Origin of the sequence: Corynebacterium sp. HMSC064H12 (assembly GCF_001809925.1) — a bacterium.
In the GTDB taxonomy this organism is placed as follows: Bacteria; Actinomycetota; Actinomycetes; order Mycobacteriales; family Mycobacteriaceae; genus Corynebacterium; species Corynebacterium jeikeium_D.
In genome coordinates, this window is the sequence record NZ_KV799352.1 from 1 (window position 1) to 22,078 (window position 22,078).

A 22,078-nucleotide genomic window follows, 5' to 3' on the forward strand; every position below is an offset into this window, starting at 1 on the left:
TACGGCGCCCACCGAGATCTTCAAGCAGCCAGAGCAGCCCCGCGCATTCGCCGTGGATCAGCGCACCATCGTCGGCAGCCTGACGTAGATCGCGGCGAATGTCATCACGAATAGATAGCGCGTCGGCATGCTCTTCTGGGAATCCACCGGGCACGATGTAGCCTTCGGCTTCCGGCAGTTCGTCAACCAATGGGTCAAAATCCACGACCTCGGCTCCAGCGGCCTGCAATAGCTCACGGTGCTCTGCATAGGTAAACGAGAACGCAGGACCCGCCGCGACCGCCACGCGCACGCGGCGATTAAGAGCCAGCGGTGCAACGAACTGTGCAGGGTCCCATGGTTCGGCTGGATAGGGCTGCCGGGCAAGCTGGATAATCCGGTCGATGTCGATGTAGGTCTCCACCAAGTTGGCCATCGATTCAATGACCGCTTCTAGCTGCTCACCCTGCTCGACCGCAGTGACCAGCCCCAAATGCCTGCTGGGCACCTCAATATCAGTCACTCGCGGAATAGCGCCGAGCACCTCGACCCCCATGGCCTCCACAGAACGGGTAATGATGTCCGCATGCCGCGGGCTGCCCACCTGATTAATAATCACGCCACTGACACGGACGTCAGTGCGAAGCGTGGAGAAACCGTGGACAACAGCCGCAGCCGACTGCGACATATGCCGGGCATCAATCACCAACACCACCGGAAGTCCCAACAGCGAGGCAATCTCAGCCGTCGACCCCTCCACCGATAGCGGGTCGTTACCAATGCGGCCGTCGAAAAGTCCCATAACACCTTCGACCACCGCAATATCGCTGTCGGCAGCTCCATGTGCGTAGAGCGGCCCAATCATCTCAGGCGCGCACATAAAGGAATCCAGATTGCGCCCGGGACGACCAGCGGCTACCCCGTGATAGCCAGGATCAATATAGTCGGGTCCGACTTTGAAAGGTGCCACCGCGTGACGGCGCGACAGTGCACGCATCAGCCCCGTGGAGATTGTCGTCTTTCCCGTGCCTGAAGCTGTCGCCGCGATGACAATTCCAGGCGCTACCACTCGATGCCCTTTTGTCCCTTACGTCCGACATCCATCGGGTGCTTAATCTTGGTCATCTCCGTCACCAGATCCGCGACCTCCACGAGCTTCGGATCCGCATCGCGGCCAGTCATCACCACATGCTGGCGGCCGGGACGGTTCCTCAATGTCTCCACCACATCGTCGACATCAATCCAACCCCACTTGATTGGGTAGGTGAACTCGTCGAGGACGTAGAAGTCGTGCACCTCATTTTCCAGGCGCCGTTTAATCTCCTGCCATCCCTCGGCAGCAGCTGCCGCATGGTCCTCCTCAGTGCCCTGCTTACGCGACCAAGACCAACCTTCGCCCATCTTGTGCCATTCGACCGGGCCGCCTTCCCCCGTGTCGTCGTGAAGCTCGCCCAACCGGCGCATGACAGCTTCCTCGCCAACCTTCCACTTTGCCGACTTTACAAACTGGAAGACACCGATATTCATCCCCTGATTCCACGCGCGCATCGCCATACCGAATGCCGCGGTGGACTTGCCCTTACCTGGGCCCGTATGCACCGCAGTAATCGGAATCATGCGACGCTGCCTGGTGGTCAGTCCATCGTTGGGAATTGATTTGGGGTCAAGCTTTCCTTGTGCCATGGTCTCGATGATAGGCATGGACCACGCCCGCCACGGCTTCGGCATTGAGTTCGGAGAGATTTATGCAGGTCGCACCCAATTCCACGCTGAGTTCCTGTGCCAGCCCCAGCCGCACGCGAGAGCGCTCACAGTCGATAACCACCGTCGCCGCCAACGCTTGACGACGGATCTTTGCGGCCACAGCCCTCGCCTGCTGCAGGCCATTTTTACCCGTTGCTCGGCCGTCGGAGAGCAAGACCATGATTGCGCGCCGTGTGGGCTCCCTATGGGCTTCCCGAACTACCACTTCGTGTGCCTTCAGCAATCCTTCGGCCAATGGAGTTCGGCCACCAGTGCGGACATCTGCGAGGCGACGTACTGCGGTGTCGATAGACTTCGTCGGCGGTAAAACTAATTCGGCGTTATTTCCGCGGAAAGTAACGACAGCGACTTTATCGCGGCTTTGGTAGGCATCACGCAGCAGCGATGTGACCGCGCCGGTGACGGCTGCCAGACGGTCGCGTGCTGCCATGGAACCCGAGGTGTCCACGACAAAGACGACCAGATTGGACTCAGTTCCCTGTCGAATAGCGCCGTGAACGTCCTCCGGTTCCAGGGGAATCATGGAGTCGCCCATGCGGGCGCCACGATTGGCCGCCGCCAGCACTGTCGCCGGCACGTGGAGACCATGGCCTCCCCGCTCGGCACCAATGGTGCTGCCCCGCGGGCCAATGGCCTTGGAACGCCGACCGGAATCCCCTTGGCCGACACCGTCAACGCTGATTTTACGAACGGCGAAAGGGGGCGCCTTCAGCGGCGCGACCTCCCTTCGATCCCGAGGAATTCGACTGTTGTGGCTCCTGAGGTTCGGAGTTGGAGTCGAACTGGGAGACCTGCTCAGCATCGGGCTCTGGATCCGACTCCGGACTCGACTCTGGCTGATTCTGGTCATCTCGGAACTGCTCCTCTGCATCCTGCAGAGCATCGTCGAGCTGTTCCTGGTCCAGTCCTGGTTCATCAAAGGGGTCACGGCGACGACGGTGCGGCAGTGCCATTTCCGCAGCTACCTTAATGTCTTCCGCAGTGATCTCAATTGGATTGCCGGGTGCCGGCTGCGCCGACTCGTCCCCGGCTACTCGCCAGGCAGCGTGAGCGCGGGCGGTACGTGCAATGACGATGTCGGCACGCATCCCGTCCACATCAAAAGCAGCGCACACAGTGGCAATTTGACCAAGAATGTTGGGGGTCAATTCGACGTCGTCAAGCAGTGCGCGCGCGCGATCGATGCGAGCGTGTAGCGCATCGTCGTCGGCGGCGAACCGCGTGACAAAGCTCTCCGGGTCGGCGTCAAAGTCGAGGCGGCGGGCGACGATTTCCGCGCGGACAGCCGGATCCTTGGATGCGGTGACGTCGATGGCGAGCCCAAAGCGGTCGAGAAGCTGGGGACGCAATTCGCCCTCTTCCGGGTTCATAGTGCCGACCAACACGAACCTGGAGGTTGCGGAGTGCGAGATACCATCGCGTTCAACAACCACGCGACCGGTGGCTGCGGCATCGAGCACGGAGTCAACGAGATGATCCGGCAGCAGGTTAATCTCGTCGACATAGAGAATGCCACCGTCAGCCGCGCTGAGTAGTCCCGGATTGAACTGTGCGTGTCCGGTAGTCAGGACGGTCTCCACATCGATGGAGCCTACGACTCGATCTTCCGTAGCGCCGAGTGGCAGGTTTACCAACGATCCGCTGAGAAATGGCGCCAACGCGCGGACCGTAGTGGTCTTGGCTGTGCCCTTCTCACCGCGGATGACGACACCACCAATCTCCGGGGATAGCGCGGTCAGAATCAACGCAAGCTGTAGTCGCTGCTGCCCGACGATCGCAGTAAAAGGAAAAGTGGGCTCTGTTTGTGCAGTGGTCGCTGACGTGATTTTTTCCATAAGCACAGTTCTACCCCACTGCGAACGGATGGCTCACAGCGGGGTAGAACAATGTTGGCTTAATTGAACTCTTTGAAGCTCTTCAGCGAGTTACTAGCGCTCCAGCTTCAGGGTCTTCTGGGAAGCCTCCCAGACCTCCTTGAACAGAGCCGGGTCATCAGCCAGGTGCGTACCGTAGGACGGGACGAGCTCCTTCAGCTTCGGAGCCCACTTGCCCATGTGACGGCCGAAGCAGCGCTCAATCAGGCTAATCATCACAGCCGGAGCGATGGAAGCGCCCGGGGATGCACCCATCAGGCCGGCAATGGTGCCGTCCCACGAGTTGATGACCGCGGTACCGAACTCGAGGGTACCGAAGACCGGAGCCTTCATCGGCTTAATGACCTGGACGCGCTGACCAGCGACGATCAGCTCCCAGTCCTCTGGGCGAGCGTTCGGGACGTACTCACGCAGGGACTCAATACGTGCGTCGAAGTCCTTCAGAACCTCAGTAATCAGGTACTTGGTCAGCCCCATCTCCTGGACACCAACACCCATCATGGACGGCAGGTTGGCCGGACGCAGAGACTTAATCAGGTCCAGGTTGTTACCGTTCTTGAGGAACTTCATGTTCCAACCGGCGTACGGGCCAAAGAGCAGGCCGCGCTTGCCGTCGATAACACGGGTGTCCAGGTGCGGAACGGACATCGGCGGCGTGCCGACGGAAGCCTTACCGTAGACCTTGGCGTCATGCTTAGCAATGACTTCCTCGTTGGTGCAGCGCAGCCACTGGCCGGAGACCGGGAAGCCACCGAAACCACGAATCTCGTTAATACGAGCCTTCTGCAGCAGCGGCAGTGCGTCACCGCCGGCACCGACGAATACGAAGTTGGCAACCAGGGTGCGAACGTCCTTGGTGTGCAGGTTCTTCACGGTGACGATCCACTTGGAACCGTCGCGCTTCAGACCGGTGACCTCGTGTCCGTAGCGAATCTCAGTACCCATATCGGACAGTGCGGCCAGGTACTGCTTGGTCAGTGCACCGAAGTTAACGTCCGTACCATTCGGGTTACGAATAGCGGAGACCGGCTTGGAGAAGTCACGGCCCTCGGACATCAGCGGAAGGTACTCAGCGAAACGGTCCGGATCTTCAATGAGCTCCTGACCGTGGAACAGCGGCTCCTTCTCAAGTGCCTCGTAGCGACGACGCATGAACGCCATCTGCTCCGGCCCCTGAGCGAAGGTGGTGTGATCAACTGGGTTGATGAATTCCTTCGGGTCAGTCAGGGTGCCGTTTTCAATCAGCGAGGTCCACAGCTGGCGGGAAACCTGGAACTGCTCATTAATGAGCTTAGCCTTGGTGACATCGACCTTGCCGTTCTTCTCCGGCGTGTAGTTCAGCTCGCACAGAGCAGAGTGGCCGGTACCAGCGTTGTTCCACGGGGAGGAAGACTCCTTGGCGGGCTGATCGAGACGCTCGAACAGAACCTGTGACCAGGATGGCTCGAGCTCCTTGAGCAGCACACCCAGCGTCGCACTCATTACACCTGCACCGATGAGGACGACGTCTACCTCGTCGCCACTGGAAGCAGGAAGCTTGTTATCAGCCATTTTGCTGTCAACATCCTTACTAACTTGATTAGTGATTCAAACTAGCGCTCGCTCACATGCGCGCACACAACTAAAGACGCAAAAGAGAGCTACCGTCTCAGTCCATAATCTATTGTGGCACACATTCCCACTACCCCCGGTAATCGGCGCTAGGCTTGACCCTGTGACTACCGATATTCCCGATTTCGTTACCCCCACCTTTAACCCCGATAACCTAGGCGAAGACTACAGCCAACATGTCATCGAACTCGGCCAGGATCCCGACGGTGAGGGATCCGTACACGCGGTATTGGTCCGCTACTGCCCCGACTCGTCGGCAAGCGACTTCCAAAAACGTCCGGCGGTTCTATGGATTCACGGGATGTCGGACTATTTCTTCCAGAAGCACGTGGCGGAGCGGTACCACGCCGAAGGCTACGCCTTTTACGCTATTGACCTGCGTAAGTGCGGGCGCGCACACCAACCGGGGCAGACTTGGCATGGCTGCAGCGATCTAACGAATTACTTCGAGGATCTCAACAGGGCACTCGCAGTGTTAGACCACGCCGGTCATACAACTGTCACTGTTAATGCGCACTCCACTGGTGGTCTCATTGCCGTGCTCTGGCTCGATTGGTTACGAAGCACAGGCGGCCATTGCCCGCAAGCACCCAATATTTCCGTCACAGCTGCCGTCTTGAACTCACCGTGGCTGACTCTGCACGTTTCCCGGGCAAAGGCTCCCGTGTACTCGCTGGTGACTCGCGTTATGTCGCGGATTCGCCCTAACAGTCTCATTCCGGTGCAGTCTGCGGGCGGCTATGGCAAATCCATTAGCGCCGACCACCAGGGACGCTGGGAGTACAACCGCACTTTCAAGCCGCTGGCTGGCCATGACAAGAACTGGCGTTGGCTCAATGCCATCATCGTCGGCCAGCAACGTGTCAGCCGCGGTATCGATACCGGCGTGCCGACGCTCGTTCTCCACTCGGACAACTACCTTCTCGGTTCCGACTACACACCGGAACTCAGCCGCGTTGACTCTGTCCTCAACACTGAGCAAATTGCCGATGCCACTGCCCACTTGGGACCGCAGGCTCGCAACGTCGCGATTCCGGGTGCTCTCCACGACGTGTATCTCTCCGCACCCGAAGCACTAGACCGCGCTTTTAATGAGACATTCCAGTTCCTTGCCACAGTCAATCCAGGAGACAGCTCAAAATAGGAGCACAGAATAGGAACTCGGAATAAATCAGCATTCAGTACGGTTGAACCAAACTAGTTTGACCAGAATGCTAGGAGTGCTTGTGACCACTGAGAATTCGCCTGAGACTACCCCACGCCACTACGACGTCATCATTATCGGAACCGGGTCCGGCAATTCCATTCCAGCCCCGGCCTACGACAATGTCCGTATCGCTCTGGTGGAGGAAGGACGTTTCGGCGGTACTTGCCTCAACGTTGGGTGTATTCCCACCAAGATGTTCGTTCTGGCCGCTGATGCCGCCCGCAACATCCGCGAGGCCAGCCGCCTGGGCGTGCACGGCACCTTCGGCTCCGTTGATCTCAAGCAAATCCAGGATCGCGTTTTTGCCCAGCGCGTCGACCAGATTGCCGACGGCGGCGAGGCATACCGCCGCGGGGACGAGACTCCCAATATCGATGTCTACGACCGCCACGCAACGTTCGTCGGCCCTCGCACTATTCGCACCGGCATCGGCGAGGAAACCGTCGACATCACAGCCGACAACATCATCATCGCTGCAGGCTCCCGCCCTCACGTTCCGGGCCTCATCGCAGACTCCGGGGTCGATTACTACACCAACGAGAACATCATGCGCGTCGACAAGCTTCCGCGCGAAATGATCGTCGTCGGCGGCGGCTACATCGCTAGCGAGTTCGCGCATGTCTTCGCATCCTTCGGCACGAAGGTGCACATGCTGGTGCGCTCCGATGTCATGCTGCGTGGCTCAGACGCCGCTATCTCCGAGCGCTTCCACGAGGTTGCCTCCCGCGACATTGACATCCGTATGAACACCTCCATCACTGAGCTCTCCCAGGAGGGCGAGATCGTCACGGTCACGCTTGACGACGGCACGGAGCTCGCAGCCGATGCCCTGCTCGTGGCAACCGGACGCATCCCCAACGGTGACCGTATGGACCTTGCAGCCGGTGGTGTGGCGATGCACGACGATGGTCGCATCAAGGTTGACCAGTACGGCCGCACCTCTGCCGAAGGTGTGTGGGCGCTGGGCGATGTCTCTAGCCCGTACCAGCTGAAGCATATTGCCAACCATGAGGCCAAGGTTGTCTTCCACAACGTGCTGAATCCGTCGGACCTGCGCGAATTTGACCACCGCTACATTCCGTCGGCAGTCTTCTCACATCCGCAGATTGGTCAGGTCGGTATGACCGAGGATGAAGCTCGCGCCTGGGCTGCGGAAAATGGCACGGAGATTACCGTGAAGGTACAGAACTACGGCGATGTCGCCTACGGCTGGGCGCTGGAGGATCGCGACGGCTTCGCTAAACTGATTGCGGACCGCTCCACCGGCCGCCTGCTGGGTGCGCATTTCATCGGCGAGCAGGCTGCCACCCTAGTGCAGCAGTGCATCCAGATGATGAGCTTCGAAATGGATGTGCGCGAAGTTGTCAAGGGCCAGCACTGGATCCACCCAGCACTGCCAGAGCTGATTGAAAACGCAATCCTGGGCCTGGAGTTCGATAACTAGCCCAGCTGTTCAATACCTGTGGCCTGGGCCAATGCGGGCCCAGCCAGGTACTTCTCGACTGCATTGGCCAACAGGTCGACCTGCAGCAGCCGTTCTCCGGCAAACGAAGTATTAGGACTGACCTCAAAGCCGTCCCGACCGACGGCAACTGCAACTTCCATCAGCAACTCACGGCGCGCCTGATCATTTTCCAGGTAGCCGTGGCGGTGCGTGCCCATCACCATGCCACGCCGCGCCCCTTCTTCAGGCTCAGTGATAAAAGGCGCCTCGCTGCTTCGCACAACCTGTCCATTGTGGACTTCGTAAGAGCCATCCGGGTGGCTCACCAGCGTCTTCGTCCCCGCGAATTCAATGTCGGTATCGAACACGCCAAGCCCGTTCACTGTCCCGGCTACCGACTCCACCGAGTCAGTGATGGTGGTGCAGAGCATTTGGAACCCACCGCAGATGCCAATCAGCGGCAGCCCTCGGGCGGCTCGGTTCTCCAGTACGTCGTCAAGCCCACGCTCGCGCAACCACTTGAGATCGGCGACCGTCGACTTCGTCCCGGGCAACACGACCAGGTCGGCGCGAGCAACGACCGACGGATCGACCGTCCACTGCACGTGTACCCCTGGTTCACAGGCAAGCGCTTCGATATCGGTGGCGTTGGACACGCGCGGCAAGCGAATGGCGGCCACGGACAACGTTTCCGTACCCAGCGGTGCGTTCGCCGGCCCTACCGACGCACCAGCGACTGTGCCGAGCGAATCCTCCGCATCGATCCACAGCCCCGGAATAAAAGACACTACGCCGAGTACGGGCACGCCGGTGTGCTCGCGCACCACGTCCAATCCCGGTGTCAACAGCGAAACATCGCCCCGGAACTTGTTGACGATAAAACCGGTAATCCGCGCGCGGTCTTCGGGGCTCAAAATTGCATGCGTGCCGACGAAATGTGCAAGCACCCCACCGCGGTCGATGTCGCCGGCGACCACAACCGGCAAATCAGCGAGCTCTGCCAAGCCCATGTTGGCGATGTCTGACTCTCGCAGATTGACCTCGGCAGGACTACCAGCGCCTTCGCACAAGACGACATCGAACTGCCCCCGCAGCTCTTCCAATGTCTCCGCGACTACCCCGCGCAACGCTTTTCGACGCGACCGGTACGTCAGAGCGCTCACATGCCCATCGGCTTTGCCCTTCACCACCACCTGACTAGTGTGGTCCGAGCCCGGCTTGAGAAGCACCGGGTTAAAGGAGACATCCGGCTCCAGCCCACAGGCGAGCGCCTGCAGAGCCTGCGCGCGCCCAATCTCGCCGCCGTCAAGCGTGACAGCGCAGTTGTTGGACATGTTCTGTGCTTTGAAGGGTGCGACCTTCACGCCGCGGCGCGCGAGCAGCCGACACATGCCGGCGACCAGAACCGACTTACCGGCATCTGAGGTGCAGCCGGCAATCAGAGCTGCAGGGGCCTGCACGGGTTAGGCCTCGGGCTTCCAACCAGTTTGGAACTGACCTGGCACGTTCTGCTCATCCGGCAGAGTGAGGATTTCATAGCCGTCGGAGGTCACCAGCACCGTGTGCTCGAACTGGGCGGTGAACTTGAAGTCATCATTCTGCACAGTCCAGCCATTATCCCAGATGTGGTACGGCAGCTCACCAAGGTTAATCATCGGCTCAACAGTCAAGGTCATGCCCGGCTCGAAAATGGTGTCCTGGCTCGGCTCATCGTAGTGGAGAACGATTAAACCATTGTGGAACGTGGTACCGACACCGTGACCGGTGAAGTCCCGAACGGTGTTGTATCCAAAACGCTTAGCGTAAGACTCGATTACGCGGCCGATGACATTAATCTCACGGCCCGGCTTGATGACCTTAATGCCGCGCATGGTGGCGTTGTAAGTGCGCTCCACTAGCTGGAGGTGCTCCTCCGAGACATTGCCCGCGAGGAAAGTCGCGTTGGTGTCACCGTGGACGCCGTTCTTGTATCCGGTGACGTCGACATTGACGATATCGCCGTCTTCAATAACCTGAGTGTCCGGAATACCGTGGCAGACAATCTCATTGAGAGACACACAGCACGACTTCTCGAAACCGCGGTACCCCAGCGTGGACGGGTAGGTGTCGTGATCCAACAGGTACTCGTGCACCACCCGGTCAATCTCATCCGTGGTCACGCCCGGAGTTACGGCCTTGCCGGCCTCCACCAACGCGTTGGCAGCAATGCGAGAGACCTCTCGCATATTTTCAATATCTTCCGGAGTCTGTACCAGCGGCTCGCCGACGCCTTCCTGAACCTCGTCCTTCCAGGCGTACTCCGGCCGTTCAATATGTGCCGGAACGGTGCGAATTGGAGTGGACTTTTGCTGAGTAAGTGGAGAACGCTGAATCATGGAACATACTCTACCCCTACCCCCGGATTAGCCTTTCGGCCTGTGCCGGTTTCAAAGCCAGAAATGCTCTAGCCCTCGTCCCCCGAACCTTCATCGATATTGGCAAAGAAGGCATCGGTAATCGCCACGGCATGCTCCGAACCACCACCGCCAACGATAAGCGTGGCAAAGGCCAAATCATCGCGGTAGCCAGTAAACCAAGCGTGGGAGCCGCCAGCGTACTCGGCCTCACCGGTCTTTGCATAAACTTCACCTCGACCGGCAATGGCCGAACCAGTACCAGAGGTCACCACCGCCCGCATGAGTGTGCGAACCTCATTCAAAACCTCAGGCGGCAGTGGCTTTGATACCTGCGACTGCCAGGTTCCCGCGCTTGGCACGAGTGACGGTGTCGGAGTGCGTCCGGCCGCCACCGTCGCGGAAACCAGCGCCATGCCAAACGGGCTGGTCAAGTCATTGCCCTGCCCATAGCCCGCATCGATACGCTCGACTTCATCACTGCCATCAGACACGCTGCCGGTAATAGTGTCGAGGCCCGCGATGTGATAGTTGATGCCGATGCCGAAGTTCTTGGACTCCTCCTTGAACTGCCCTGGCTCCAACTTGTGAGAGATGTTGCCAAACGTGGTGTTACAAGACCGCGCGAACGCATCGCTCAGCGAGGTATTCCCGACACCACTTCCGTTGTAGTTGGTGACAATACGCGGCCCGATCTCCATCGAACCTGGGCACGGCACAGTCGATCCCGCATTTAGCCCCTCGTGCTGCACACCTGCAGCAGCAGTGACAATCTTGTACGTCGATCCCGGCGGGAACTGTCCCATCAGCGCAAGGTCGCCGTCCTTATCCGCTTCCGCCGTCTGGGCTACCGCCAGAATCTTGCCCGTAGACGGCTGCACAGCCACCAGCATTGCCTTCGCATCTTGCCGCGTATCGACTGCCTTCTGCGCTGCGTCCTGCACCTTTTTACTAATCGATGCCTGCACCGCCGGGGCTACATCCGGAGACACCTCATAGAGCGTGCCGACGACTGCTCCGCCCTCGTTGGCCGCCACGATATTCCAGCCATCGGCACCGTGATCACCAGTGTCCACTAGCCTTTCCACACGGCTCATCAAATCAGGCGCAAACCCCGGGTCGGGTCGCACCATCGCTGCTTCATCGTTAACAGAAATTCCGTCAATGTCCGCGAGCTCATCCTTGACTCGCTGCGGCGTGGATGCCGGCAGCACAATCAGTGAAAAGTTACCCTTCCCACCAGCTGCCTGTTCCCCTATAGCGCGCGCGTCAAGCTTCGGACCATCTTCCGGCATTTCATTATTGATGACCGTCGCCGCCCGGTTAATCGACGACTGCACATTCTCCGCCCCATCACGATTGAGAATTACCCGGTGCACAGTCCCCGGCTCAAGCAAGGCCGCACCGTCCGAACCAACCACAGACGGACGTGGAGCTGCGATAGTGCGCAATTCTGGGTGCTGATTACGCCCCAGCTGTGGATGCAGGGATGCTGGCGACCAGCGCAATGCCCAATCCCGTTGCCCAGTCTCAGTCTTGGTCAGTGTGAAAGTGGTGTCATATCCCCAGCGTCGCTGATGCGGTAGCTGCCAATTCATGGCGACTTCCGCCGAGGACTGATTCGAGCTGGAATCGATACCCGCAATCTCATACTCAAGCCCCTCCGGCTGGAGTCCGGCAGTGGCCGCCTTCAGATCTCCTTCAGCGGAGTCCGGGTGATCAGTCAGTGCCGCCGCCTTAGCAACGTCCCCTCCCGCCAGCGCCCCCAGGAATTCCTCGAGCACCTCGCGCCCGGTGTCAGGCCGCGGCGTACACGCGGCGGATGACAACACCAGACCCGTGATTGCCACAGCCGAGATACTGCGAAGCAGGGGCTTGCGGCGCGAAGTTTGTTCCATGTGGGCTGACGTTAGCACCGCTTTGCTTTACGACGACGCTGGCGCGCCGCAACCTGCTATCAGCGGTTCAGCACAATTGGATTGACCACGTCAGCAGCCATAACCAGAACGCCGAAGACCAGCAAAACTGCGGTAAAGGCCATAGTAATTGGCATGAGTTTGGTGTAATCGGCAGGCCCAAGCGCAGGCTTACCGAACGCCTTGCGAATCAGGTCGCGGATGCGCTCATAAATAACAACGGCGATGTGGCCACCGTCGAGTGGCGGCAACGGCACGAGGTTGAACACGGCCAGGAAATAATTGAGGTTAGCCAGCAACAGGAAGAATGAAGGCCACTGGTTCATCTCCACCAATTCACCACCGGCACGCGACGCGCCGACGACACTCATTGGGCTGGCCGGGTCACGCTGAGCACCAAAGATAGAGGCGACCACGCCGGGAACCTTCTCCGGGATGGAGAGCAGCCCGTTCCAAACCGCCCCGAAAAGGCTGCCTGTGAAGCTGGCCGCACCGCCGATGGCAGTCACTGCGTTGTACTCGTGAAGGATGGTCTCTGGTCGCTGGAAGGCGATACCAATTGCTGGCTGGTCGATGTCCTGGCCGTCGTTAGTCTTGCGCTTGACGACTTCCGGGGTGACCGTGACCGTCTGGGTGCTGCCATTGCGGTCGATGGTCATTTTGATGTCGCCACCTGCAGAGCTACCGATGAGAGACACAGCCTCGGGGTAGGACGTGATCTTGGTGCCATTGATCTTCTCAATCACATCTCCGGCACGTAGCCCTGCGCGCTCTGCAGGACCGGAACCAGTGCAGGGCTCCAGCGTGCCGTCGGCACGCTGTGCCGGCGAGACGCACTGCACCGCCTGAATGCGTGGCGCCATTTCCTTACCCATGTTGGGCAAACCCCACGTCACGGCAATGAAGTAAAGAATGATGAATCCAACGATGAGGTTCATTGCCACCCCACCGAGCATCACGATAATGCGCTGCCACCACGGCTTCTTGTACATGGCGTAGGGTTCTTCGGCAGGAGCGATGGGATCCATTGCCGTCATGCCTGCGATGTCGCAGAATCCGCCAAAGGGAATTGCCTTTACTCCATACTCGGTGTCATGCCCACCTGCCGCAGCGTGATGCCGCTTGAAGGAAAACAGCGTTGGGCCGAAGCCAATGAAGTATCGACGCACTCGCATTCCACACAGGCGAGCTGCGGTGAGATGGCCCCATTCGTGAAGGGCGATTGTCACCGCGATGCCGATTGCGAAGAGTAAAACTCCAAGAAGAAATGTCACGAGTGCTCACCCTACCCCCACTTTGGGCAAACGAGCACACCGGCGAACAGTTTCCGGCCGGGCTAAGTCCCAATTTCAGCAAGTTCTAAGGTATCCTTACACCCGATACTCAAGATTGTCTGAAAATGCGCTCAGTCGCTTTCAGCAAAACCGCAGATAGACTGAAGTGCATATAGAGTGCAATTCGCCGAAAGTGTTAACAGGAGGACTTTCAAGTGAGCAACCACGAGCCAAAGGAAGAAATTTACCGCGGCGTCAGCACCCTCGACGAGCCGTCGGCGAAGTGGGGCTGGCACGGCATTAGCAAGAGCGCTATGCAGAAGGCCGGCTGGATTTCCGTAATCTTCCTGCTGGGCATGACCATTGGTAACCACAAGGGCAACGTCGAGAACTGGTGGCTGGTCGTCATCGCCGCCCTGATTGCTATTGGCCTGCTGTTGCAGTTGTTCGCCCCGCAGGGTTCTCAGGTTCGCACCGTTACCGGTCACAACAAGCCGGAAGGCCACATTGAGCCGGAGTGGGCACGCGACCAGGTAAACGGCACTGGCGTCTACGCTAACCTGACCGACTCTCAGCTGCGCTCCTGGAACCGCCTGCCGGAAGGCCAGAACCAGTAGAGTTAGCCACTTTTGCTGAAAGTCTGGCCTAACAGCTCTATAGCAACAGCTCTATAGCGCTACAGCGCACAAAAAGATCCGCACCGAATTCGGTGCGGATTTTTTGCTATTTGTCGGCTAAACCTCTTCGGCCGCCAGCTGACCACACGCTGCCGCAATCTCGTTGCCACGGGTATCGCGGACCGTGCACGGTACCCCCTGCGCCTGTACGCGGCGGACGAACTCCTCCTGCTGCTTCTTCGGAGAGGCATCCCACTTCGAACCCGGAGTTGGGTTGAGCGGAATGAGGTTGACGTGGACACGTGAGCCCAGAGCATTATGGAGCTTCTTACCCAACAGGTCTGCACGCCAATCCTGGTCGTTAATATCGCGAATCAAAGCGTACTCAATAGATACGCGACGGCCTGTCTTGTCTGCGTAGTAGCGAGCTGCATCAAGTACCTCGGCCACTGTAAAGCGATTGTTGATTGGTACCAGCTCGTCGCGAAGCTCGTCATCTGGAGTGTGCAGAGACACCGCGAGGGTGACTGACAGGTCCTCGTCGGCAAGCCGTCGGATGTTCGGCGCGAAACCGACCGTAGAGACGGTGACATTGCGCATCGAGATGCCGAATCCCTCCGGCGACGGCCGCGTGATGCGATGGACGGCGGCGAGAACGCGATTGTAGTTCGCGAGCGGCTCACCCATGCCCATGAATACGATGTTAGTCAGACGACCGCCCTCAGCTGCCATCGTGGCAGCGGCCTCACGAACCTGGTCGACAATCTCCGCGGTGGAGAGATTACGCTGCAGACCGCCTTGACCCGTCGCACAGAATGGGCATGCCATACCGCAGCCCGCCTGCGAGGAAATACAGAGGGTCGCACGCCCCGGGTACTTCATCAGCACGGATTCCAGCAGCGTACCGTCACCTGCACGCCACAGAGTCTTACGCGTTTCGCCGTCGTCACAGGTGATGTGCCGCACGGGGGTCAACAGAGGTGGGAAGAGACTGTCTTTGACCTTTTGACGGTCTGCTTCCGGCAGATCAGTCATCGTCATAGGGTCAGCCTCAAGCCGACCGTAATAGTGCCGGGCAATCTGATCGGCGCGGAAGGCCGGCAGGCCCAGTTCCTTGACCGCAGCCTTCCGTTCCTCAACATCGAGGTCCGCAAAATGGGTCGCGGGCATGCCGCGACGTGGAGCTTTAAGAACGATTGGAAGTGAAGATGCCATGATGGCACCCATTTTCGCATGTAATGACGGTTTTGGCCTAATGAGCGACTAGGCAGCCGCAACTAAGTGGACCTTTACAAGTGGTACATACCTGCCAAAACGTGTTGAATGATAGGTATGACTAACGCTAATCAGCCGAATAACGACAGTCCGCTTTTCGACGATACTCCGTCGTACTCTCCAAATGATTCCGTGGCTCCTGCACCAGAGCAGGACAACCTTCCAGAGCCAGTCGTTGACGCGCCCGCAGAGAAGGACTCCACACCGGAGCCAGCGCCCGCTCCTGGCCGGCGCAAGGTGAAAAAGACTACCGCGGGCTCGATGTGGGTTGGCCTGGTCATCAGTGCAGTTTTGCTGATCGTATTGCTTGTATTCATTCTGCAGAATCAGCAGGAGACCACACTAAACCTGTTCGGCTGGGCCTGGAACTTCCCGGTCGGTGTCGGAATGCTGTTCGCTGCTATCCTCGGCGCCCTCATCACTGCGCTAATCGGTGGCTGGCGAATGTTTGATCTGCGCCGCCAGATTCGTAAGGGCGACAACTAAAGCCCGACTGAACCAGCCAAATTAAACCAGGCTGAAAAGCTGCAATATCAGCCACGTCATCGCGGCTGATGGCAGCATGCCATCCAGGCGGTCCATCAGACCGCCGTGGCCCGGCAATATCGAGGACATATCCTTAATCCCCAGATCGCGTTTGAACTGGGACTCCATCAGGTCACCAAGCGTGGCGGAGATAACCAAGGCAATGCCCAGCACGATGCCCTGCCACCACGGCGCGTGCAACATAAAGATTGCACAGAGCGCTCCAGTAATAGTGGCGAGTACGAGAGAGCCGCCGAACCCTTCCCAGGATTTTTTAGGGCTTACCTTCGGGGCCATCGGATGCTTTCCGAACATGACACCGGCGGCATAGCCTCCGACGTCATTGGAAATTACCCCGATCATGAAGGTCACAATGACCAGACGGGGGTCGACTCCCCAGGGATTGTCCATGTGCACCAGCTGCACAGCTAGCGCCGCAAAGAACGGAATCCACATCACCACGAAAACTCCAACTGCGACATCCCGCAGCCAGTTCCGTGGTGCTTCAGCCATCCCGTGTAAGAACAGACGAACGACCAGCAAGAGCATCAGAGTCGCGGCCAGGCCCATGACCAAACCGTCAATCCCCCAGTAGGCAGACAACCACACCATCAGCTGTCCGCCGAGAATCAATACCGGGCGAGGGACCTGCCAATCGGACTCACGGAGCCGCTCGCAGACCTCCCAGGTTGCGAGACCAACCGCCGCGGCGACCAGAACGGTCCAGGCGAGCGCCCCCAGTAGCAAGCCGATGATGACGACTGCACCAAGTGCTACGCCCACCGTGATTGCAACCGGCAGGTTCCGACCTGCTGAGTTGCGTGGCTTAATGAGCCGTAGTTCGTCTAGAACACGTTCCTTATTGGACGCTGGCTTCGACGTTGGCATTGGCGCCTCAAATCCCCTCTCCCGGTTGAATATGAAGGCCTAAACCTCCATCAATTCCGCTTCCTTGCGTTCAACCAAGGAGTCCACCTGCTCGACGTAGTTCTTGGTGACCTGGTCCAGCTCCTTTTCGCCTGCCTGCACCTCGTCCTCGCCAGCATCGCCGTCCTTCTGAATCTTCTTCAGAGTTTCCATGCCCTTACGACGGACATTGCGAATCGCGATCTTGGCGTCTTCGCCCTTCGAACGTGCGACCTTAACCATCTCACGACGACGCTCCTCGGTCAGCTGCGGGATAGTTACGCGCAGGACCTGGCCATCATTAGTCGGGTTCACACCCAGGTCGGAGTTGCGAATCGCGTTTTCGATGTCGCCCATGACGCTCAGCTCATACGGCTTAATCAGCAGCATGCGCGGCTCTGGAACCGAAATGGTAGCCATCTGGGTAATCGGAGTCGGAACACCGTAGTACTCCGCAATAACGCCGTTGAACATCGCCGGGTTCGCACGGCCAGTGCGAATGTGGGTCAGCTCCTCGCGGCAGTGTTCTACGGAGCTACCGTACTTTTCTTCACAGTCAAGCAGGACTTCATCAATCATTGTGTTTTTAACCTCGGGTTTCTACGCGGGTTCTAGATAGTTCTAGAGCGCTCTGTGGAAAGAACGTATTACGAACAAATTTATCAGCTGTGGACGAGAGTACCGATTTGCTCACCGGCTACCGCGCGCGCAATGTTTCCGTCGGTAAGCAGATTAAACACGAGAATCGGCATGTTGTTGTCCATGCACAGGGAGAAAGCGGTGGCATCCGCAACGCGCAGGTCGCGTTCCAGAACCTCACGGTGGGTGATGTCGTCGAACAGCTCTGCGTCCGGCACCTCACGTGGGTCGGCCGTGTAGACACCGTCAACGGCCTTGGCCATCAGCAGTACCTCGCAGCCGATCTCCAGGGCGCGCTGGGCGGCGGTGGTGTCGGTGGAGAAGTACGGCATACCCATACCTGCACCAAAGATGACCACGCGGCCCTTCTCCAGGTGGCGCTTAGCACGCAACGGCAGGTACGGCTCCGAGACCTGTGCCATGTTGATTGCAGTTTGAACGCGGCAGTCCACGCCCTCCTGCTCGAGGAAGTCCTGCAGAGCCAGGCAGTTCATGACCGTGCCCAGCATGCCCATGTAGTCAGAGCGTGCGCGGTCCATGCCGCGCTGCTGAAGCTGTGCGCCACGGAAGAAGTTACCTCCGCCAATGACGACACAGACCTCGACGCCCTTTCGGGAAACTTCCGCAATCTGTCGGGCAACGTTTTGCACCACGTCCGGGTCAACGCCAACCTTGCCGCCACCGAACATCTCACCACCGAGCTTGAGCATCACACGTTTGAAGCCATTGCGCTCGACAGATTCTGCCATGACCATGCACCTTTCTCACACCGTTTAAAAAGTCGCAGACGAGTCTACCCGGTCACGACAGCAAGGCACACTTGACGCTCCGCATTGTCTGCAACATGGCAGCAAAATGCCCCACCCGAAGCAATCGGATGGGGCATTCACACTAGCTAGCAGCTAGAGGTTAGAGCACAAATTACAGCGAATTAGTGCTGACCAACCTCGAAGCGGACGAAACCGGTCAGGGTAACGCCAGCCTCTTCCATGAGCTGCTTAACGGTCTTCTTGCTGTCAGCGACGGACGGCTGCTCCAGCAGAACAACGTCCTTGTAGAAGCCGTTCAGACGGCCCTCGACGATCTTGGCGATAGCCTGCTCCGGCTTGCCCTCTTCGCGAGTAATCTTCTCGTAGACAGCGCGCTCTGCCTCGACGCGGTCAGCCGGGACATCCTCGCGGGACAGGTACTGAGCCTTCAGAGCGGCAACCTGCATAGCTGCTGCGTGAGCAGTCTCTGCAGCGCCCTCTCCCTCACCGGTGTAAGCAACCAGAACACCGACAGCTGCCGGCAGGTCTGCTGCACGGCGGTGCAGGTAGACAGCGATGTTGTCGCCCTCGAGAGTAGCAGCGCGACGCAGCTCCAGCTTCTCACCGATCTTTGCGGAGAGCTCCTGGGTAGCCTCAGCTGCGGTCTGACCGTCGAGGTCAGCTGCTGCGAGCTCTTCCGGGGAGTTTGCCTTGACTGCTGCGGCAGCGTCGGCGACCTTGTTGGCGAAGTCGATGAACTCCTGGTTCTTGGCAACGAAGTCGGTCTCGGAGTTGACCTCGACCATGGTGTTACCAGAAACAGCAATCAGGCCCTCGGCAGCGGTGCGCTCTGCACGCTTGCCGACGTCCTTTGCGCCCTTAATGCGCAGGATCTCGACAGCCTTGTCGAAATCGCCGTCGGTCTCGACGAGTGCGTCCTTACAAGCCTTCATGCCGGAGCCGGTCAGCTCACGGAGCTTCTTGACGTCAGCAGCAGTGAAATTCGCCATGCTGGGCGTTCCTCCTTGTGGTGGTTAGAACTTGTGGTGGTTAGAAAGTTCAGCTTTACTCAGCGGATGCCGTCTCAGTTGCAGCGGAGCCCTCGGCGTCCATCTCTGCAGCCTGGTCGGTGTTCTCAGCGGCGGACTCGATCGGAGCGTCGCCTGCTGCTTCGCGAGCAGCGTTGGCCTCGCGCTCAGCGCGAGCCTTGCGGCCCTCTTCAACAGCGGTGGAGATGATGCGGGTCAGCACGGAAGCAGCGCGGATTGCGTCGTCGTTGCCCGGGATCGGGAAATCAACGTCATCCGGGTCGCAGTTGGTGTCCAGGATGGCAACAACCGGAATGCCCAGCTTCTTAGCCTCGGAGACAGCGATGTGCTCCTTGTTGGTGTCAACAATCCACAGTGCGGACGGAACCTTGGACATGTCGCGAATACCGCCCAGGGTGCGCTCCAGCTTGGTGCGCTCACGGGTCAGCATCAGGATTTCCTTCTTGCCGCGACCCTCGTAGCCGTTCTCAGCAGCGTCCATTGCCTGAAGCTCCTTCAGGCGAGCCAGGCGCTTGGAAACGGTGGCGAAGTTGGTCAGCATACCGCCGAGCCAGCGGTGGTTGACGTACGGCATGTCAACGCGCTCTGCCTCGTTCTGAACGGCTTCCTGAGCCTGCTTCTTGGTACCGACGAACAGGATGTTGCCACCGTGAGCGACAGTCTCCTTGACGAACTCGAAAGCCTCGTCGATGTAGGTCAGGGTCTGCTGCAGGTCGATGATGTAGATGCCATTGCGCTCGGTGAAGATGAAACGCTTCATCTTCGGGTTCCAACGACGGGTCTGGTGACCGAAGTGGACACCTGCATCGAGCAGTTCTCGCATGGATACAACAGCCATGTCATATTCAGGGAAGATCCTCACGTCCAGCCTGACTAGGGCTGCGGCTGCTTCCCTTCCTTTCTTATCCGATATAGGTGGTTACAGTTCACGCACAGGCTTTCCCTGTGCCCTAGCGCTCCCCCGCTGCCTCACACCCGACAGATATCCTGCCGAGCACCCGTGAACCAGCCGGAATGGGTCGCGCGCGTAGTCTTTGTGCTAATGACCGCCCATTAAGGCAGACACCGCGAGCGTAATCTTATCTGATACATCGCGCAGGTCGCAATATCTGACACGCCCTGCTATCCACAGGACAAAAAGTCATCCACAGCTAGAACCGTTTGCAATGCACTGCCGCTTGTCGACGGGTGTAGCGTCCGCCACACTATCGCGCATGACAACCAAGCAGAGTTTCAGGCGCTCGCTAATGCGCACATTAGCGCTATTCGTGCTCGCTGTCGCGCTAACAACACCCCCAAGCCCACCTGCAGCTACCGGCGAGCCAATATCCGCTATTACGCATACTTTCCCTGTGCACGGCAAAGTTCTACGCTTCTACACCCCACCGGAAAAACGCTGGCAGCCTGGACATCGCGGAGTAGACCTGAACGCCTCCCCGGGCCAGCCAATCCGCGCCTCAGCTCCCGGTGTGGTGCATTTCGCCGGTTCGATCGCCGGAATGACTTCCGTGTCAATCATGCACGCCGATGGCATCCGCACAACCTATCAGCCCATAGATACCGCGTTAGAAAAGGGAGACCACGTGGCCGCTGGCCAGGTGATTGGTCATCTTGTGGTCAACGCCAAACATCCCGAACCGGGCCTGCATTGGGGCGCACTGCGCGGCAAAGACTATCTCAACCCACTGGATTTGATACAGCGGAGACCAATCGTGCTCAAGCCTGTACGCAATTAAACAACCCTGCGCAATTAAGCGCGCGGATGTGCCCGCTTATGTACTTCACGGAGACGATCCGCTGAGACGTGGGTATAAATCTGCGTGGTCGCCAGACTCGAATGACCGAGCATCTCCTGCACCACACGCAAGTCAGCGCCACCTTCCACCATGGCCGTGGCCGCAGAATGTCGGAGAGCATGCGGTGAAACATCAGCCCATTTATGAATAACTCGGCGCGCCTGACGAGGATTCAATCTACCTCCACGCACACCGAGAAAAAGCGCATGTTCGGCCTGTGCGGAAGCATGAAAGCTTCCACGCACCTGGAGCCAGCCTTTGAGTGCCGCCTCCGCTGGTGCACCGAAGGGCACGATGCGCTGCTTGTTCCCCTTACCCACTACCGAGATGATGTGGCGGGAAAAGTCCACATCTGAGACGTCGGCCTTGCACAGCTCTTCTACACGCATCCCGGTGGCATACAACAGTTCCACAATGGCCAAGTCGCGAGCCGCAACTGCGCTGTCCTCGGATGAGACTTTCTCGATTGCCTCCTCAACCCTCTCCGGCGAGAGCACTTCCGGAAGATGCTGATGTTTCTTCGGCGTTGACAGCCGCAGCGACGGATCAGCATCGAGAATTTGCCGAGCTACGAGCCAACTACAGAACTGGCGAATGGACGTCGTTAAGCGAGCCAGCGATGACCGCGCAGCACCCTCCGCATGCTTCGCGCCGAGGTGCGCACGGATGACAGGGGTGGAGAGTTCACTGATGTGGTCCAGGCCGGCGAGGAGGGGGATGAGATCGGCTCGATAGGCACGGACGGTTGCGTCAGAGAGTCTGCGGGAATAAGTCAGCTCATCGAGAAAATCCATGAGCACGGCCTCAATATTGGCGGATAACCCGAGATCCAGCTCAGTCCTGTCGTCGTTATTGGTTGCGCGCTTCACGGTTCTGACCTTAGTAGATGCACACCGCGAGACCTCACCAGACAGCGGAAAAAGGCAGTGACTCCGACTTTCGCCAGAGCCACTGCCCTATTGCCTCACCCATGTCACAAGCCCGTTTCCGTAACAGTTACTTAGGCTTGCCTTGCCTATATTACTGAGCGTACAGAGAATTGCAATACCTAATTCAAGAT

Annotated in this window: 21 protein-coding genes; 5 read left to right on the forward strand and 16 right to left on the reverse strand. The window is 58.7% G+C overall.

The features are described 5' to 3' along the window. The 5 genes from HMPREF2681_RS07700 to mqo form a co-directional block, all read right to left on the reverse strand. A partial coding sequence (locus HMPREF2681_RS07700) for a cobyrinic acid a,c-diamide synthase CobB (protein WP_070546666.1) occupies window positions 1-1,048 on the reverse strand: 1,048 nt, incomplete at its 3' end. Then, a complete protein-coding gene (cobO, locus tag HMPREF2681_RS07705; RefSeq protein ID WP_042389270.1) occupies window positions 1,042-1,662 on the reverse strand; it encodes a cob(I)yrinic acid a,c-diamide adenosyltransferase in 621 nt (206 codons plus the stop codon). The genes HMPREF2681_RS07700 and cobO, both read right to left, overlap by 7 nt. Further along, complete coding sequence (locus HMPREF2681_RS07710; protein WP_224784241.1) at window positions 1,643-2,320, reverse strand: vWA domain-containing protein; 678 nt, start codon at window positions 2,318-2,320, stop codon at window positions 1,643-1,645. Before HMPREF2681_RS07710 ends, cobO begins: the two co-directional genes overlap by 20 nt. A 106-nt stretch (window positions 2,321-2,426) precedes the next feature. Next, entirely contained in the window at window positions 2,427-3,578 is a 1,152-nt protein-coding gene (locus HMPREF2681_RS07715; protein WP_048735587.1) for a magnesium chelatase ATPase subunit I, read from the reverse strand. A 93-nt stretch (window positions 3,579-3,671) separates the two neighbouring features. Next, the gene (gene mqo / locus HMPREF2681_RS07720; protein WP_049170803.1) at window positions 3,672-5,168 is read right to left on the reverse strand and encodes a malate dehydrogenase (quinone); all 1,497 of its coding nucleotides are present in this window, start codon (window positions 5,166-5,168) and stop codon (window positions 3,672-3,674) included. A 163-nt stretch (window positions 5,169-5,331) separates the two neighbouring features. Between mqo and HMPREF2681_RS07725 the strand changes: the two genes are divergently transcribed. Continuing rightward, a complete protein-coding gene (locus HMPREF2681_RS07725) occupies window positions 5,332-6,372 on the forward strand; it encodes an alpha/beta hydrolase (RefSeq protein ID WP_049170801.1) in 1,041 nt (346 codons plus the stop codon). Window positions 6,373-6,439: 67 nt separating this feature from the next. Next, window positions 6,440-7,879 (forward strand): mycothione reductase, encoded by a 1,440-nt coding sequence (gene mtr, locus HMPREF2681_RS07730; protein ID WP_070546668.1) that lies wholly within the window; start codon window positions 6,440-6,442, stop codon window positions 7,877-7,879. Here mtr and HMPREF2681_RS07735 read toward each other — a convergent pair. From HMPREF2681_RS07735 to HMPREF2681_RS07750, 4 genes are all read right to left on the reverse strand, one after another. Next, window positions 7,876-9,339, reverse strand: coding sequence for a cobyric acid synthase (locus HMPREF2681_RS07735; protein WP_069358763.1), 1,464 nt, complete (start codon window positions 9,337-9,339; stop codon window positions 7,876-7,878). The genes mtr and HMPREF2681_RS07735 overlap by 4 nt on opposite strands. A gap of 3 nt (window positions 9,340-9,342) precedes the next feature. Continuing rightward, window positions 9,343-10,254 (reverse strand): type I methionyl aminopeptidase, encoded by a 912-nt coding sequence (gene map, locus HMPREF2681_RS07740; protein ID WP_070546670.1) that lies wholly within the window; start codon window positions 10,252-10,254, stop codon window positions 9,343-9,345. A gap of 68 nt (window positions 10,255-10,322) precedes the next feature. Further along, window positions 10,323-12,170: a penicillin-binding transpeptidase domain-containing protein gene (locus tag HMPREF2681_RS07745; RefSeq protein WP_070546672.1), complete on the reverse strand. Its 1,848-nt coding sequence runs from the start codon at window positions 12,168-12,170 to the stop codon at window positions 10,323-10,325. Between the two features lie 59 nt (window positions 12,171-12,229). Then, the gene (locus tag HMPREF2681_RS07750; RefSeq protein WP_070546673.1) at window positions 12,230-13,462 is read right to left on the reverse strand and encodes a M50 family metallopeptidase; all 1,233 of its coding nucleotides are present in this window, start codon (window positions 13,460-13,462) and stop codon (window positions 12,230-12,232) included. A 215-nt stretch (window positions 13,463-13,677) separates the two neighbouring features. Between HMPREF2681_RS07750 and HMPREF2681_RS07755 the strand changes: the two genes are divergently transcribed. Further along, complete coding sequence (locus HMPREF2681_RS07755; protein WP_016422566.1) at window positions 13,678-14,079, forward strand: DUF2631 domain-containing protein; 402 nt, start codon at window positions 13,678-13,680, stop codon at window positions 14,077-14,079. A 117-nt stretch (window positions 14,080-14,196) separates the two neighbouring features. Here HMPREF2681_RS07755 and rlmN read toward each other — a convergent pair whose 3' ends face one another. Then, window positions 14,197-15,294 (reverse strand): dual-specificity RNA methyltransferase RlmN, encoded by a 1,098-nt coding sequence (gene rlmN, locus HMPREF2681_RS07760; protein ID WP_049189669.1) that lies wholly within the window; start codon window positions 15,292-15,294, stop codon window positions 14,197-14,199. 117 nt (window positions 15,295-15,411) lie between these two features. Between rlmN and HMPREF2681_RS07765 the strand changes: the two genes are divergently transcribed. Further along, complete coding sequence (locus HMPREF2681_RS07765) at window positions 15,412-15,840, forward strand: lipopolysaccharide assembly protein LapA domain-containing protein (RefSeq protein ID WP_065421645.1); 429 nt, start codon at window positions 15,412-15,414, stop codon at window positions 15,838-15,840. Between the two features lie 21 nt (window positions 15,841-15,861). Here HMPREF2681_RS07765 and HMPREF2681_RS07770 read toward each other — a convergent pair whose 3' ends face one another. The 5 genes from HMPREF2681_RS07770 to rpsB form a co-directional block, all read right to left on the reverse strand. Beyond that, on the reverse strand, window positions 15,862-16,767 hold the full coding sequence (locus HMPREF2681_RS07770; RefSeq protein WP_070546675.1) for a phosphatidate cytidylyltransferase: 906 nt from the start codon (window positions 16,765-16,767) through the stop codon (window positions 15,862-15,864). A gap of 39 nt (window positions 16,768-16,806) precedes the next feature. Then, complete coding sequence (gene frr, locus HMPREF2681_RS07775) at window positions 16,807-17,364, reverse strand: ribosome recycling factor (protein WP_038628675.1); 558 nt, start codon at window positions 17,362-17,364, stop codon at window positions 16,807-16,809. A gap of 83 nt (window positions 17,365-17,447) precedes the next feature. Further along, window positions 17,448-18,173 (reverse strand): UMP kinase, encoded by a 726-nt coding sequence (gene pyrH, locus HMPREF2681_RS07780; protein ID WP_070429358.1) that lies wholly within the window; start codon window positions 18,171-18,173, stop codon window positions 17,448-17,450. 182 nt (window positions 18,174-18,355) lie between these two features. Then, window positions 18,356-19,183 carry a translation elongation factor Ts gene (tsf, locus tag HMPREF2681_RS07785; RefSeq protein ID WP_048735543.1) on the reverse strand — a complete coding sequence of 276 codons (828 nt, stop codon included), beginning with the start codon at window positions 19,181-19,183 and terminating at the stop codon, window positions 18,356-18,358. A 55-nt stretch (window positions 19,184-19,238) separates the two neighbouring features. Further along, window positions 19,239-20,060 carry a 30S ribosomal protein S2 gene (gene rpsB, locus HMPREF2681_RS07790; protein ID WP_038628671.1) on the reverse strand — a complete coding sequence of 274 codons (822 nt, stop codon included), beginning with the start codon at window positions 20,058-20,060 and terminating at the stop codon, window positions 19,239-19,241. Window positions 20,061-20,436: 376 nt separating this feature from the next. On the opposite strand from rpsB, the gene HMPREF2681_RS07795 reads away from it, so the two are divergent. Further along, window positions 20,437-20,958 (forward strand): murein hydrolase activator EnvC family protein, encoded by a 522-nt coding sequence (locus tag HMPREF2681_RS07795; protein ID WP_070429359.1) that lies wholly within the window; start codon window positions 20,437-20,439, stop codon window positions 20,956-20,958. 14 nt (window positions 20,959-20,972) lie between these two features. Here the strand turns inward: HMPREF2681_RS07795 and HMPREF2681_RS07800 are convergent, their stop codons facing one another. Continuing rightward, entirely contained in the window at window positions 20,973-21,827 is an 855-nt protein-coding gene (locus HMPREF2681_RS07800; protein ID WP_049170927.1) for a tyrosine recombinase XerC, read from the reverse strand. Between the last annotated feature and the right edge of the window lie 251 nt (window positions 21,828-22,078).